16 protein-coding genes are annotated in these 12915 nt (G+C 57.5%); all 16 read left to right on the top strand.

Annotation, left to right across the window (positions count from 1 at the left end):
* Positions 1-395 precede the first annotated feature (395 nt).
* The 16 genes from AC3Y7R_RS14075 (at position 396) to AC3Y7R_RS14150 (ending at position 12779) form a co-directional block, all read left to right on the top strand.
* Positions 396-782: a hypothetical protein gene (locus tag AC3Y7R_RS14075; RefSeq protein WP_490042681.1), complete on the top strand. Its 387-nt coding sequence runs from the start codon at positions 396-398 to the stop codon at positions 780-782.
* Between the two features lie 73 nt (positions 783-855).
* Positions 856-1335: a hypothetical protein gene (locus AC3Y7R_RS14080; RefSeq protein ID WP_490042682.1), complete on the top strand. Its 480-nt coding sequence runs from the start codon at positions 856-858 to the stop codon at positions 1333-1335.
* On the top strand, positions 1335-1808 hold the full coding sequence (locus AC3Y7R_RS14085) for a lysozyme inhibitor LprI family protein (RefSeq protein WP_490042683.1): 474 nt from the start codon (positions 1335-1337) through the stop codon (positions 1806-1808). The genes AC3Y7R_RS14080 and AC3Y7R_RS14085 overlap by 1 nt, the downstream gene beginning before the upstream one ends.
* A gap of 4 nt (positions 1809-1812) precedes the next feature.
* Positions 1813-3426, top strand: a complete 1614-nt coding sequence (locus AC3Y7R_RS14090; protein ID WP_490042684.1) for a carboxyl transferase domain-containing protein — start codon at positions 1813-1815, stop codon at positions 3424-3426.
* Between the two features lie 16 nt (positions 3427-3442).
* Positions 3443-3901, top strand: coding sequence for a thermonuclease family protein (locus AC3Y7R_RS14095; protein ID WP_490042685.1), 459 nt, complete (start codon positions 3443-3445; stop codon positions 3899-3901).
* 130 nt (positions 3902-4031) lie between these two features.
* A complete protein-coding gene (locus tag AC3Y7R_RS14100; RefSeq protein WP_490042686.1) occupies positions 4032-4529 on the top strand; it encodes an O-acetyl-ADP-ribose deacetylase in 498 nt (165 codons plus the stop codon).
* Positions 4519-6468, top strand: a complete 1950-nt coding sequence (locus AC3Y7R_RS14105; RefSeq protein WP_490042687.1) for an ATP-binding protein — start codon at positions 4519-4521, stop codon at positions 6466-6468. Before AC3Y7R_RS14100 ends, AC3Y7R_RS14105 begins: the two co-directional genes overlap by 11 nt.
* Complete coding sequence (locus AC3Y7R_RS14110; protein WP_490042688.1) at positions 6461-7126, top strand: glutathione S-transferase family protein; 666 nt, start codon at positions 6461-6463, stop codon at positions 7124-7126. Before AC3Y7R_RS14105 ends, AC3Y7R_RS14110 begins: the two co-directional genes overlap by 8 nt.
* Positions 7123-7965: a hydroxymethylglutaryl-CoA lyase gene (locus AC3Y7R_RS14115; protein WP_490042689.1), complete on the top strand. Its 843-nt coding sequence runs from the start codon at positions 7123-7125 to the stop codon at positions 7963-7965. Before AC3Y7R_RS14110 ends, AC3Y7R_RS14115 begins: the two co-directional genes overlap by 4 nt.
* Positions 7965-8450 (top strand): DUF6653 family protein, encoded by a 486-nt coding sequence (locus AC3Y7R_RS14120; RefSeq protein ID WP_490042690.1) that lies wholly within the window; start codon positions 7965-7967, stop codon positions 8448-8450. Before AC3Y7R_RS14115 ends, AC3Y7R_RS14120 begins: the two co-directional genes overlap by 1 nt.
* Positions 8450-9226 carry a crotonase/enoyl-CoA hydratase family protein gene (locus tag AC3Y7R_RS14125; protein WP_490042691.1) on the top strand — a complete coding sequence of 259 codons (777 nt, stop codon included), beginning with the start codon at positions 8450-8452 and terminating at the stop codon, positions 9224-9226. Before AC3Y7R_RS14120 ends, AC3Y7R_RS14125 begins: the two co-directional genes overlap by 1 nt.
* Positions 9226-9897 carry a hypothetical protein gene (locus tag AC3Y7R_RS14130; protein WP_490042692.1) on the top strand — a complete coding sequence of 224 codons (672 nt, stop codon included), beginning with the start codon at positions 9226-9228 and terminating at the stop codon, positions 9895-9897. Before AC3Y7R_RS14125 ends, AC3Y7R_RS14130 begins: the two co-directional genes overlap by 1 nt.
* 82 nt (positions 9898-9979) lie before the next feature.
* Positions 9980-11095 carry a lytic murein transglycosylase gene (locus AC3Y7R_RS14135; RefSeq protein WP_490042693.1) on the top strand — a complete coding sequence of 372 codons (1116 nt, stop codon included), beginning with the start codon at positions 9980-9982 and terminating at the stop codon, positions 11093-11095.
* A 183-nt stretch (positions 11096-11278) separates the two neighbouring features.
* Positions 11279-11644 (top strand): NADH-quinone oxidoreductase subunit A, encoded by a 366-nt coding sequence (locus AC3Y7R_RS14140; RefSeq protein ID WP_490042694.1) that lies wholly within the window; start codon positions 11279-11281, stop codon positions 11642-11644.
* Complete coding sequence (locus AC3Y7R_RS14145) at positions 11635-12168, top strand: NuoB/complex I 20 kDa subunit family protein (protein ID WP_490042695.1); 534 nt, start codon at positions 11635-11637, stop codon at positions 12166-12168. Before AC3Y7R_RS14140 ends, AC3Y7R_RS14145 begins: the two co-directional genes overlap by 10 nt.
* Positions 12165-12779: an NADH-quinone oxidoreductase subunit C gene (locus AC3Y7R_RS14150; RefSeq protein WP_490042696.1), complete on the top strand. Its 615-nt coding sequence runs from the start codon at positions 12165-12167 to the stop codon at positions 12777-12779. The genes AC3Y7R_RS14145 and AC3Y7R_RS14150 overlap by 4 nt, the downstream gene beginning before the upstream one ends.
* Positions 12780-12915: the final 136 nt, after the last annotated feature.

Genomic DNA, 12915 nt, shown 5'->3' on the forward strand with positions numbered 1-12915 from the left:
CTCAGTGAGACACGATTGGAACGGCCCAGCGCGACTTGCATTGAACCAAGGCTGGCTTGCCACGACGCTAGCGATCTTGTTGCGTGTTATAGAAGCGCGCAACAAGATTGGACGAAGCTTGGTATGGAGTTTTATCGCATCTCGGAGCCAATCGTACGCGCATCATTCGAGTTAAGGGCCGCACAGGGGTGCAAGAAAAATGAGGATTGCTTTTGGGTAAGTTTGCTGACGCTCGGCACCCCTCTATCACATGATCAGGCGTATGCTGATTGGTCGGGAGCTTATGGGGCGATGGTATGAGATGGATGGCTGTGATTGCGGTGCTCGTAACCGGACCTGTTCTGGCAAATGAACCAAGTCATTGGATTGACCGGTGTTTGGCACGGTGGGATCCCATGCCAGTTAATAAGGTGTCGGGCGAATGGGTGAACCCGTCTTCGTGTGTCTTTATTCAGGTCGCCAACTGTCGATTTGTCGACAAGCCTGATATATGCGTGTCTCAAGTTGAACAGCATGTAACAACGTTACTAGATGAGGCAACTTCTAGGCTGCCGGAGAAACAGATTGGTGGTGATTTCAAGGCCAAATCAATTGACAGTACCCTCGAGTACGTTCGGGGTCTTGAGATCAAACACTCGTTTGAAGAATACTCAAAGCTCACTTACTGGATTGACTTTGGCTGGCTGGGTAAGGAGCGGCAGAATGAAGTTTTTGGGCTTATGCTGCGCCTAGGGGGCGTGTTGCCATTGCTGGAACGGATCAAGCGCTACAATGCCCCATGATTACTGTAACGCAAATTATTGGCTTCATGTGCGCCCCGCTTTTTGCGGCGCAAATTGGCTTGAAAGGACACAAATGAAATGCCTCACCCTCATCGCAGCGCTTGCTGTGACACCCGCCTTTGCCGATACCCCCGTCGCACCGGACAAAATCCTTGTGATGGCGTGTCTTGAGAACTTGGAGCAGGGCACCACTTGGCACCAATGTGTTGAGCTGATGTTCCAGCCCTGTGTGTCGCATGATGCGGGCGGGGCGGCTCATGCCACTTGTTTGCAGGGCGAGCGCGCAGCGTGGGCTGGGACCGTTGAAAACCTGCAAACTCAAGTCGTGGGCATGATCACCATTGGCGGTGTGTCCGAGTTGACGGAGTTGATGGGTCAATGGACTGGCTATGTTGTGCAGGGATGCGAAAAAGTGGCGGCGAGCAAGCCTGAGGGCATGCAAAGCGCACGCTTGGGTTGCGAGATCAGCGAAATGGCCGGGCTATCAGGCGAATTGGCGGCGTGCCTCGAGGGGCGCTCCTCGGCTGAATATTGCAAGTTTAAGGAGCAATGATGCGGCTCTGGATCTGCCTTTTTGCCCTGCTGGCTTCGCCACTTCATGCGACTGAGTTGAGTGTGAACGCGGAGCGCGTTTTTGCCTGTCATGCCGCTGCTCCTGAGGGGCAAAGCAGTCCGGATTGTCTGGGGCGGGCGTCTGATAATTGTCAGATGCTACCGGGTGGAGATACGGCAGTAGGGATCGCGCAATGTATTGCCGCCGAGACTGCTGTTTGGGACGACATCCTAAACGAAGAATACCAAAAATCACGCGCAGTGCTGAAAATTCGCGACGCGGATGAGTTAAGCGATTTGGCGGGCGGGCTGCAAAAGGCGCAACGTGCTTGGATCGCTTTTCGTGATGCGCATTGTGATTTCACCTATGCATGGTGGGAGGGCGGCTCGATCCGAGGGGTCGTCTACGCCAATTGCCTGCTGGTGATGACATCCGAGCGCAGCACCCAGTTACGCGATATGAGGCCAAGGTGAGTATATGAAACTAACATCAAACATAGCCCCGACTTCCCAAGAATTCCGCGCCAATGAGGCTGCCAATCTAGAGGCGCTGAATGTGGTCCGTAAGGTGGCAGATCAGGCCGCTTTGGGGGGCAGCGAGGGCTCGCGCGAGCGGCATATAAAGCGTGGCAAAATGCTGCCGCGCGACCGGGTGGCGAACTTGCTTGATCCCGGCTCGCCCTTTCTTGAGGTGGGGGCGACTGCGGCGCATGGGCTATATGATGGTGCGGCCCCTTGCGCGGGGGTGATCGCGGGCATTGGTTTGGTGCAGGGGCGCCAAGTTATGGTGCTGTGCAATGATGCCACCGTGAAGGGTGGCACGTATTATCCGATGACGGTGAAGAAGCACCTGCGCGCCCAAGAAATTGCCGAAGAGAACCATCTGCCTTGCGTCTATTTGGTGGATAGTGGCGGCGCGAACCTGCCCAATCAGGACGAGGTATTCCCCGATCGCGACCACTTTGGGCGCATTTTCTACAACCAAGCGCGCATGTCGGCTAAGGGCATCGCGCAGATTGCTGTGGTCATGGGCTCGTGCACGGCGGGCGGGGCTTACGTGCCTGCGATGTCGGATGTCACGATCATTGTCAAAGAGCAGGGCACGATTTTCCTCGCTGGCCCGCCCTTGGTGAAGGCCGCCACGGGCGAGGTCGTATCGGCCGAGGATTTAGGTGGCGGGGACGTGCATACGCGCCTGTCCGGCGTGGCGGATTATTTGGCTGAGGATGACACCCATGCGCTGGCTTTGGCGCGCCAAGCGGTGGGCAATATTGGTGGCTGTGGCGGGCGCGGTGGGGTAGATAACCCCACCCTACCGTATGACGCGCCGGCTTATGATCCCTCCGAGCTATTGGGTGTTGTGCCGGCCTCATTGACCACGCCCTACGATATCCGCGAGGTGATTATGCGCGTGGTGGATGGCTCTCGGTTTGACGAGTTCAAAGCCCGCTATGGCGAGACCTTGGTGACTGGGTTTGCGCATATTTGCGGCATGCAGGTGGGGATCATCGCCAATAACGGCGTGCTGTTTTCCGAGGCCGCCCAAAAGGGCGCGCATTTTGTTGAGCTGTGCTCGCAACGCCGTATCCCATTGGTGTTTTTGCAAAATATCACTGGCTTCATGGTCGGTCAGAAGTACGAGAATGAGGGGATCGCGCGCCATGGCGCCAAACTGGTGACGGCGGTGGCGACCACGTCGGTGCCGAAAATAACCATGGTTGTGGGTGGCTCTTTTGGCGCTGGGAATTACGGCATGGCCGGGCGTGCCTATCAGCCGCGTTTCATGTGGTCATGGCCAAACTCGCGCATCTCGGTGATGGGCGGCCCGCAAGCGGCGGGTGTTTTGGCCACGGTCAAGCGTGACGGCATCGAGCGCAAAGGCGGCACTTGGTCCGCCGAGGAAGAGGCTGCGTTCAAGCAACCGACGATTGATATGTTCGAGGAGCAATCGCACCCGCTCTACGCCTCGGCGCGCCTTTGGGATGACGGTATCGTTGACCCGCGCAAAGCCCGCGATGTGCTGGCACTGTCTTTGATGGCGGCGTTGAATGCCCCCATCGAGGAGACACGCTTTGGCGTGTTCCGGATGTAATGAGGGGATGTAAATTATGGGGTGGCGCTCTGGTTCAAAGCATCGAAAACGCGGGGTCTGGTGGCCTATTTGGGTGTTCCTTGCGCTGGTCATTGCTGTGCCCGTCGGTGATGGCATCAGTGCATTCGTCAAAGACTATCCGGAGTGTTGGGTGTTGAGTGTCATAGATGGCGATACGGTGAAGCTGTTTTGCCCAGAGGGTGGCGCGCAATCTGGCCGCATCCTTGGCTACGACACGCCCGAGGTTGACGGGGCTTGCCTGTCCGAGACATGGGGCGCGACCAAAGCCACGTTCTATTTGCGCTGGCAACTGTGGACCGCGCGCAACATCGAGGCGCGGGTAGAGGGGCGTGATCGCTACAAGCGCTCCCTCACAAAGTTAATCCTAGACGGTGAAGATGTCTCGGGGCGGATGATCAAGGCGGGGCTTGCGCGAGCATATAATGGCGGCAAACGCGCTGGGTGGTGCTCATGAAAATGCCGGTTGATGTGAAGGTTTTGAGTGGCAGAGAAGATGTGCTGTCGCTGCCGCAGATGGTGGCGTTGAATGCGCCCATCGAGGAGACACGCTTTGGCGTGTTTGGGATGTGATGGGGGGTGGGCATATGGAGATTGTACGGGGTGACATCACAACGATGAATGTTGATGTGATAGTGAATGCGGCCAATCGTTCTCTTTTGGGAGGTGGTGGCGTGGATGGAGCAATTCATCGGGCAGCTGGGCCTGAGCTTTTAGCTGAGTGCAAAACGCTGGGCGGTTGTAAAACTGGTGAAGCGAAACTGACTAAGGGATACAATCTTGCGGCGAAATATGTGGTTCATACGGTCGGACCTATTTGGCGCGGCGGCGATGCTGGCGAAGAAGAACTACTTGCGGCATGCTACGCTAAAGCAATAGCTCTCGCGCAAAGTGTTGATGCTAAATGCATTGCTTTTCCTGCAATTTCTACAGGGGCATACGGGTATCCGCATGACCTTGCTGCCATGGTCGCTGTGCGCCAAGGGCTAAACAGCCCCATACGTTGTTTACTCGTTTCACTTGATGCGCGTACTGCGCGTCACTTGAACAATGCTCTTAAGAAGGTTTTACGAGATGTTCACTAAAATCCTAATCGCCAATAGAGGCGAAATCGCTTGCCGGATCATCGACACTTGCCGCCGTTTGGGCGTGGCAACGGTGGCCGTGCATTCTGATGTGGATGCCACATCGCGCCATGTGGCGCTGGCCGATCAGGCGGTGTCCCTTGGTGGCGCGACACCTGCTGAAAGCTATCTGCGAGGTGACGCGATCATTGCGGCGGCCCAAGCCACGGGCGCGCAGGCGATCCATCCGGGCTATGGCTTCCTCTCCGAGAACCCTGATTTTGTGGAACAGGTCGAGGCGGCGGGGCTGGTGTTCATCGGGCCATCTGCACATGCGATCCGCGCGATGGGCCTCAAGGACGCAGCCAAGGCGTTGATGGTGGATGCAGGTGTGCCGGTGGTGCCGGGCTACCACGAGGCGGCGCAGGATAATCTGGCGGCCGAGGCCGACAAAATCGGCTATCCGGTGTTGATCAAGGCTGTGGCGGGTGGTGGCGGCAAAGGCATGCGCCGCGTCGATGATCCGGCCATGTTTACGCAGGAATTGGAGGCCGCACAGACCGAGGCGCTCAAGGCATTCGGCAATGGTGTGGTGTTGATTGAAAAATACGTCTCTTGTCCGCGCCACATTGAAATTCAGGTGTTTGGTGATGGCACAGATGCGGTGCATTTGTTCGAGCGCGATTGTTCGCTGCAACGCCGCCACCAAAAGGTGATTGAGGAGGCTCCGGCCCCCGGCATGACACCTGCGATGCGCGACGCGATGGGCCAAGCGGCGGTGCGTGCGGCGCGCGCTGTGGGCTATGCGGGTGCCGGCACGGTGGAGTTCATCGTTGATGCCACGGATGGGCTACAGGCCGATCGGTTCTACTTCATGGAAATGAACACGCGCCTACAGGTCGAGCACCCTGTGACCGAGGCCATCACCGGCGTTGATCTGGTGGAATGGCAGTTGCGCGTGGCGTCGGGTGAGGGGCTGCCGATGCGCCAAGAAGAGCTTTCTATCACAGGGCATTCCTTCGAGGCGCGCATCTACGCCGAAGATGTTCCCGCAGGGTTTTTGCCTGCCACTGGCACGCTGCATCATCTGCAATTTTCACCTGACGCACGCATTGATACGGGCGTGCGCCAAGGTGATGAGATCAGCTCACATTATGATCCGATGATTGCTAAACTGACCGTGCATGGGGCTGACCGTGCGCAGGCATTGGCGGCTTTGACGCGCGCGCTTGAGGACACAAAAATTGGCGGCTCTGTCACCAATATTGCCTTCCTTGCAGCGCTGTCGCGCCATGCAGGGTTTGGCGCGGGTGACGTGGATACTGGCTTGATCGAGCGTGATTTGGACGCGCTGGCGGCTTCAAGCGCCCCATGCTCGCGCAGTCGCGCTTTGGGGGCGGTGGCGGCGCTGGGTTTGCATGAACCTAATCCTGATTTTGCGGGTGTGTCGCTTTGGGGCGGCGTGCGGCAGGCGGTGGATTTCTCTTTTGAGCAGGCCGATGGTGAGGCTGAGCAGGCGCAGGTTGAAACCCTCTCGGATAACCGCTTTCAGGTGCGCCTATCTGATGCCACTCATGTGCTGGCCTATCAAGGCGGCGCTTGGCTAGTGGATGGTGCAAAAACCAAGGCTGCGATTTGGTGCGACGGCGCGCAGGGCGCGGTGTTTTGGGGCAATACGTACCCGTTCACCATTCCCGATCCGTTGGCGCGCGACGCAGATCAGGGCGCGGGTGACGGTGTGACCCGTGCGCCAATGCCAGGGCTGGTGCGCGCTGTGGATGTTGCCGCTGGCACGGTGGTGAAAGCCGGTGACAGGTTGCTGGTTCTAGAGGCAATGAAGATGGAGCACGCCTTGCGTGCGCAGGCCGATGGCGTGGTCATAGATGTGATGGCGCAGCCCGGCGATCAGGTCACGGCTGGCTCTGCTTTGGTGCGCATAGAGGTGGCGCAAGATGACTGAGCAGGTCAAAATTAGACTGCACCACGCGCCTCAAACACGCTCGATGCGCAGCTTGTGGGTGTTGCATGAATTGGGCGTGGCGTTTGAGACTGAGGTGCACCCGTTTGGCAAAAACTTACGTGCGCCGGAGTATCTGGCTTTGAACCCGTCGGGCCGTGTGCCTGCGCTAGAGATCGGGACGCAGACCCTGTTTGAGACCGGAGCCATTACCGAGTTCTTGTGTGAGACGTTCCCTGATGCGGGGCTTGGCCGTGCGCCCAGTGATCCTGAGCGCGCGGATTGGCTGGTCTGGGTGCATTTCTCCGAGACGATATCGCAACACATAGCGGCGCTGACCCAGCAACATATAGCCCTTTATGAAGACCACATGCGCAGCCCCATCGTGATGAAGCTGGAGGCAGCGCGTATTGCTAAATGCTATGGCGCGCTAGAGGGGCGCTTGCAGGGGCGTGAGTATTTGCTGGATGGCGGGTTTTCGGCGGCGGACATATCATGCGGGCAGGCTGTCTATATGGCGCGCCATTTCGCGCGGATCGAGGCGTTTCCTTTGGTGGCCGCATGGTTTGCGCAGATCACTGCGCGCCCCGCATATAGGGCCAGTTTGCCCGGGGACGATGATCGACTTTATGCGCAAGACTTCTACGAGGTGCCAGCATGACACGCGTGGAAATATTCGAGGTTGGCCCGCGCGATGGGCTGCAAAACGAGAAAGCCAAAATTGCCACGGCTGATAAAATTGCACTGGTGGATTTACTGTCCTCGGCAGGGTTTCGTCGCATCGAAGTGGCCAGCTTTGTGTCGCCCAAATGGGTGCCTCAAATGGCCGATAGCGCGGATGTGCTGGCGGGGATTACCCGCGCCAAGGGTGTGTCTTACGCCGCACTGACCCCAAATATGCGCGGGTTGGAGGGTGCAATCAGCGCCAAAGCGGACGAGGTGGCGGTGTTTGCCAGCGCCTCCGAGGGGTTCTCGATGGCCAATGTGAACGCCACGATTGCGCAAAGTATTGCGCGCTTTGTGCCCATTATGGACGCCGCCCCGATGCCCGTGCGCGGCTATGTGTCTTGCGTGGCGGAATGCCCCTTTGATGGGCCGACTGCACCTAAAGATGTGGCGCGCGTGGTGGCGCAATTGCTGGATCTTGGCTGCTACGAGATATCGCTTGGCGACACCATCGGGCGCGCCACGCCAGAGCAGATCGACGCTATGCTGCGCGCGGTCACGGATGTCTGTCCGGCGTCTAAGCTGGCGGGTCATTTCCACGACACTTCGGGGAAGGCGTTGGGCAATATTGATGTGGCCTTGTCGTATGGCGTGCGGGTGTTCGATGCGGCTGTTGGCGGTTTGGGCGGTTGCCCCTATGCGCCCGGTGCTGCGGGGAATGTCGCGACTGAGGCGGTTCTGGCACATCTGGAAGGGGCAGGGTTTACCAGTGGCCTTGATGCGAAAATTGTAACCGAGGCAGCTCAGATGGCGCAAAATATGCGAGCGCAGTGATGAATGTTTTCGCCGCAATGGAGCGGTTGATGTCGATGGATGAGCGCATCTGGGCGCGCCATGCAAATCCTTGGTCAGTGTGGACGCGGTTCTCGGTGCTACCTTTGTTGGCACTGACTGTCTGGTCGCGGGTTTGGCTGGGGTGGGGAGCATTGCTTGCGGTGGCCTTGGTTCTGGTGTGGGTCTGGGCAAATCCGCGCGTCTTTGCGGTGCCGCGCAGCACGGATAACTGGGCCAGCAAGGTGGTGCTGGGCGAGCAGGTTTTCTTAACTCGGCGCAGCGATGTGGCAGATCATCATATGGTCGCCACAAGGCTGTTGGCTTTCGTCACAGTGCCGGGGGCGCTGGTGATGATCTGGGGCCTGTGGGCTTTGTGGTGGGATTGGGCGATGTTTGGCACAGTTTTGACGATGGGCAGCAAGGCTTGGTTTTGTGACCGGATGGTTTGGATTTACGAGGATATGACCTCAACAGGAGAGATATAATGTTCGAGACGCTACTGGTTGAGGCTGATGCGCGCGGTGTGGTGACGGTGGTGTTGAACCGCCCCGCAAAACGCAATGCGATGTCGGGCGAGATGATCGATGAGTTGACAGCGTGCGCTGCGCAACTGGCTGGCGATGACAGCGTGCGCGCGGTGGTGTTGCGCGGTGCGGGGGGGATGTTTTGTGCGGGCGGTGATCTGAATTGGATGCGTGCGCAGATTGATGCGGATGCGCAAACGCGCGCGCGTGAGGCAGGCAAATTGGCCACAATGTTGGGCGCGTGGAATGCGTTGCCCAAGCCGGTCATTGGCCGTGTCGAGGGCGCGGCGTTTGGCGGCGGCGTTGGGCTGGCTTGCGTGTGTGATGTGGCGGTGGCCGCACCGGATGCGAAGTTCGGCCTGACCGAGACCAAGCTGGGCCTGATCCCGGCCACAATCGGGCCCTATGTTATTGCGCGCATGGGCGAGGGAAATACGCGCCGCGTGTTCATGTCGAGCCGGGTTTTTGGTGCGGCCGAGGCGCAAACCTTGGGCGTTGTTGCTAGCGTGTCGGATGATCTGGATGCGGCGATCGAGGCTGAAATCATCCCCTATCTGTCCTGCGCACCGGGCGCCGTGGCCGAGGCCAAAGCGCTGGCGTTGGCCCTTGGCGGCGCGCCAGAGGCCGAGGCGATTGAAATCTCGATCCGCTCCCTCGTCACCCGCTGGGACAGCGCCGAGAGTGCCGAGGGCATCGCCGCGTTTTTCGACAAACGGAAGGCTGCTTGGGTTGTGTAATGTTTGGAATGCTTAAAGGCCGCTATGAGGTCAGCGAAGACATGCACGACTGGATTGAAGAGAGTTTCGACTGGGCCACATCTTGCGGGATATTGACGCCGGATACGCGGTTGGTGCTCCCGACTAAGGACTTCTTCCCTGCGCCGTCGGGGACACCAGATCAGATCGTTGAGGGGCTGGTCAACAACCTCAAACCATTGATCGGGGTAGCAGACCTTAATGTGAGATTGGCCCCACTGAACGTGCTGCTCGATGAGTTGCGCCATGAGTACGGTGTGATGAGCGATGTCGCGGGAACTTGGCAGGGGGACCATAAGGGCGGGTTGATTTGCTATGATCCGACACTGGTCCGGCGACCAATGGCGTTGATCTCGATGTTGGCACATGAATTGATGCATCAGCGTATGGCAAAAACGCCAAGGGACTGGCCGGGTGGCGAGCCGGTGGAGGAGTTGGCGACAGATCTTTGTGTTATTATAGCGGGGCTTGGCGTTATTGAGCTGGCTGGAGCAGATCAGGCGGGGTGGCAGGGCTATATGCGACAACCCACGCGGGCTCATGCATTGGCAGTTTTTTTGTTGCGGCAAAATATTCCGCCAGAACAGGCGCTTTCCTTTTTGCCACCTCGTGCGGGGAAATTGCTTAAGCGTGCGCTAGTCGAGCTGACTTAGTCGCAATAAAAATCCCATGGTTTAACCATATGTTCTTTTCGTCTAGGTTATAGAAAACAACCAGACGCGAGGGAGCAGTTCCATGATTGCGCGCAGAGAATTTTTAGCCCTGTCAGGGGCATTTACCTTACAGGCCTGTGTGTCGGGCAGCGGAGGCAGCGCCCCCGCGCTCGCAGCACCTGTGATGCGCGCGGTGCCCAATGCGGCCTTTGATGTGTGGATTGATGGGTTCCGGGGCAGGGCGCTGTCCAAAGGGATTTCAGCCTCGACATTGCAGCAAGGCCTTCGCGGCGTTGGTTTTTTGCCTGAGGTGATTGAGCGGGACCGCAACCAAACTGAGTTTAAACGCAGTTTTGAAGACTACCTTGCCATCGTCGCCTCGGAGGAGAAAATTCGGGCAGGGCGCGTGGCGTTCGCCCGCGAGCGTACGCGGCTGAACGCCATCGAGGCGCGCTACGGTGTGCCGGCCAATGTGGTCGCAGCAATCTGGGGCGTAGAGAGCAATTTTGGGGCGCGGCGGGGCAATATTCCTGTGGTGTCTGCAACGGCGACGTTGGCCTTTGATGGGCGGCGTGGTGTGTTCTTTGAGAAGCAATTGATCGCGGCGCTTAAGATTTTGCAAACGGGCGATACAACAGCTGCGCGCTTGGTTGGCTCTTGGGCTGGTGCGATGGGGCATACGCAGTTTATCCCGACGTCGTATCAGTTATTTGCGGTAGATTTCACCGGTGATGGGCGGCGCGATATTTGGTCGGATGATCCGTCTGATGCGCTGGCGTCAACGGCGGCTTATCTCGCAAAATCTGGCTGGCAGCGCTCAGCGCCTTGGGGGCGCGAAGTATCGAGCGGTGGGTTGCAGCCTGATCCCGGCGGTCCGCGCTTTGATGTGGGGACAAATTTCCGCGCGATTAAGCGTTACAACAACTCTGACAATTACGCGCTAGGCGTTGGGCATTTGGCGGATCGGCTGGCAGGGGGCGGGCCGTTAAAGACAGCGTTTGGCCCAGATAAATACGGGCTGGTCATTGGGCAGCGCAAGCAATTGCAGCAGCGTTTGACGGCAAAGGGGTTTGATACCGGCGGCGCGGACGGGGTGCTTGGCCCCAAAAGCCGTGCGGCGATTTCAGCCTTTCAGCGCAGTGTCGGAATCGAGGCCACTGGAAATCCATCTTTAGCCCTTTTGCAGCGATTGGGGTGAGGGGGCGACTCAAAACCTTAGTGAAAAACTCAGGTATATGTTTGGCGTAATGTCAGAAAAATAAGGCTAAAACGCCAATAAGACGCATGGACCATCTGTTGACGCTCTGCGCGTGCAGGCGTAATGATCTTGGCAACTAATAGGCCGTGCGTATGACGCTGCGCAGGCGAAAAGGAGACCTACGTGGACGAGCTTCTACGCGAATACCTGCCAATCCTTATCTTTCTAGGGATGGCCATTGCTCTTGGGTTGGTTTTGATTCTGGCAGCAGCAATACTTGCAGTGCGCAATCCTGACCCTGAAAAAGTATCCATTTACGAATGTGGCTTTAACGCTTTTGATGATGCGCGCATGAAGTTTGATGTGCGGTTTTACTTGGTCGCGATCCTATTTATTATCTTCGATCTGGAAATTGCATTCCTGTTCCCTTGGGCTGTTGCCTTTAAGGATGTCGGGCTGTTGGGCTTCTGGTCGATGATGGTCTTTCTTGGAGTGCTGACGATCGGCTTCGCTTACGAATGGAAAAAGGGAGCGCTCGAATGGGAGTAGCGACTGGTCAAAACACAGCTAGCTGGGATAAAGAAGTTGCCACGCGAGCGCTGAATGACGAGCTTCAAGACAAGGGCTTCCTTGTTACCTCGACCGCAGACATCATTAACTGGGCGCGCACCGGCTCGCTGCACTGGATGACCTTCGGGTTGGCGTGTTGCGCTGTTGAGATGATGCACGCCGCGATGCCGCGCTATGATATGGAGCGGTTCGGCACTGCGCCGCGCGCCTCTCCGCGCCAGTCTGATCTGATGATTGTGGCGGGTACGCTGACCAATAAAATGGCCCCGGCGCTGCGCAAGGTCTACGATCAAATGCCAGAGCCGCGCTACGTGATCTCCATGGGCTCATGCGCCAATGGCGGCGGCTATTACCACTATTCCTATAGCGTTGTGCGCGGCTGCGACCGTATCGTACCCGTTGATCTATACGTGCCGGGCTGCCCACCAACGGCAGAGGCTTTGATGTATGGTCTGCTGCAACTGCAACGCAAAATTCGCCGCACGGGGACTATTATTCGATGAGCGACGCCCTTCAAGAACTTGCCGCTCATATCGAGCTGAAGCGCCCTGACTGCGTGCTGTCCACCGAGATTATTCGTGGCGAGCTGACGGTCTATATCGCGCCCAGCTCTTTGGTGGCGTTTACTGAATTTCTCAAGACAGACCGTGCGTGCCGTTTTTCCACGATGGTGGATATTACGGCCGTAGATTACCCGACCCGCGACCAGCGCTTTGATGTGGTCTACCACTACTTGTCGATGTACCAAAACCACCGCATCCGGGTAAAAATGGCGATCCGCGAAGATGAAATCGTGCCATCCGTGCACGAGGTCTATCCGGCGGCAAATTGGTTTGAGCGTGAAATCTTTGACATGTTCGGCATCTTGTTCTCGGGCCATCCAGACCTGCGCCGCATCCTCACCGATTACGGCTTCCGTGGCTACCCGCTGCGCAAAGACTTCCCCACTACGGGCTATGTCGAAGTCCGCTATGACGACGCAGAAAAGCGCGTTGTGTACGAGCCAGTATCGCTGGTCCAAGAATACCGCCAGTTTGATTTCATGTCCCCTTGGGAGGGGGCAGAGTATATCATGCCGGGCGACGAGAAGGCTGAAGAGGGGGCGAAGAAATGATGGAGTTTGGATTTAGCTTGATCGAAGCTGTATGTGCGATCGCTACAGTTACCTTGGCTTCAGCGCCCTTTTTTAAAAAACCGTTAATGTTATTGTCTGAGGAATATTCAATAAATTCAATGGCACTGTGCAACGT

This window comes from Litoreibacter sp. (assembly GCF_058136045.1).

Coding starts and splice junctions, on each gene's coding strand:
- AC3Y7R_RS14075 (WP_490042681.1), top strand. CDS start 396: ATGCCAGTTAATAAGGTGTCGGGCGAATGGGTGAACCCGTCTTCGTGT.
- AC3Y7R_RS14080 (WP_490042682.1), top strand. CDS start 856: ATGAAATGCCTCACCCTCATCGCAGCGCTTGCTGTGACACCCGCCTTT.
- AC3Y7R_RS14085 (WP_490042683.1), top strand. CDS start 1,335: ATGCGGCTCTGGATCTGCCTTTTTGCCCTGCTGGCTTCGCCACTTCAT.
- AC3Y7R_RS14090 (WP_490042684.1), top strand. CDS start 1,813: ATGAAACTAACATCAAACATAGCCCCGACTTCCCAAGAATTCCGCGCC.
- AC3Y7R_RS14095 (WP_490042685.1), top strand. CDS start 3,443: ATGGGGTGGCGCTCTGGTTCAAAGCATCGAAAACGCGGGGTCTGGTGG.
- AC3Y7R_RS14100 (WP_490042686.1), top strand. CDS start 4,032: ATGGAGATTGTACGGGGTGACATCACAACGATGAATGTTGATGTGATA.
- AC3Y7R_RS14105 (WP_490042687.1), top strand. CDS start 4,519: ATGTTCACTAAAATCCTAATCGCCAATAGAGGCGAAATCGCTTGCCGG.
- AC3Y7R_RS14110 (WP_490042688.1), top strand. CDS start 6,461: ATGACTGAGCAGGTCAAAATTAGACTGCACCACGCGCCTCAAACACGC.
- AC3Y7R_RS14115 (WP_490042689.1), top strand. CDS start 7,123: ATGACACGCGTGGAAATATTCGAGGTTGGCCCGCGCGATGGGCTGCAA.
- AC3Y7R_RS14120 (WP_490042690.1), top strand. CDS start 7,965: ATGAATGTTTTCGCCGCAATGGAGCGGTTGATGTCGATGGATGAGCGC.
- AC3Y7R_RS14125 (WP_490042691.1), top strand. CDS start 8,450: ATGTTCGAGACGCTACTGGTTGAGGCTGATGCGCGCGGTGTGGTGACG.
- AC3Y7R_RS14130 (WP_490042692.1), top strand. CDS start 9,226: ATGTTTGGAATGCTTAAAGGCCGCTATGAGGTCAGCGAAGACATGCAC.
- AC3Y7R_RS14135 (WP_490042693.1), top strand. CDS start 9,980: ATGATTGCGCGCAGAGAATTTTTAGCCCTGTCAGGGGCATTTACCTTA.
- AC3Y7R_RS14145 (WP_490042695.1), top strand. CDS start 11,635: ATGGGAGTAGCGACTGGTCAAAACACAGCTAGCTGGGATAAAGAAGTT.
- AC3Y7R_RS14150 (WP_490042696.1), top strand. CDS start 12,165: ATGAGCGACGCCCTTCAAGAACTTGCCGCTCATATCGAGCTGAAGCGC.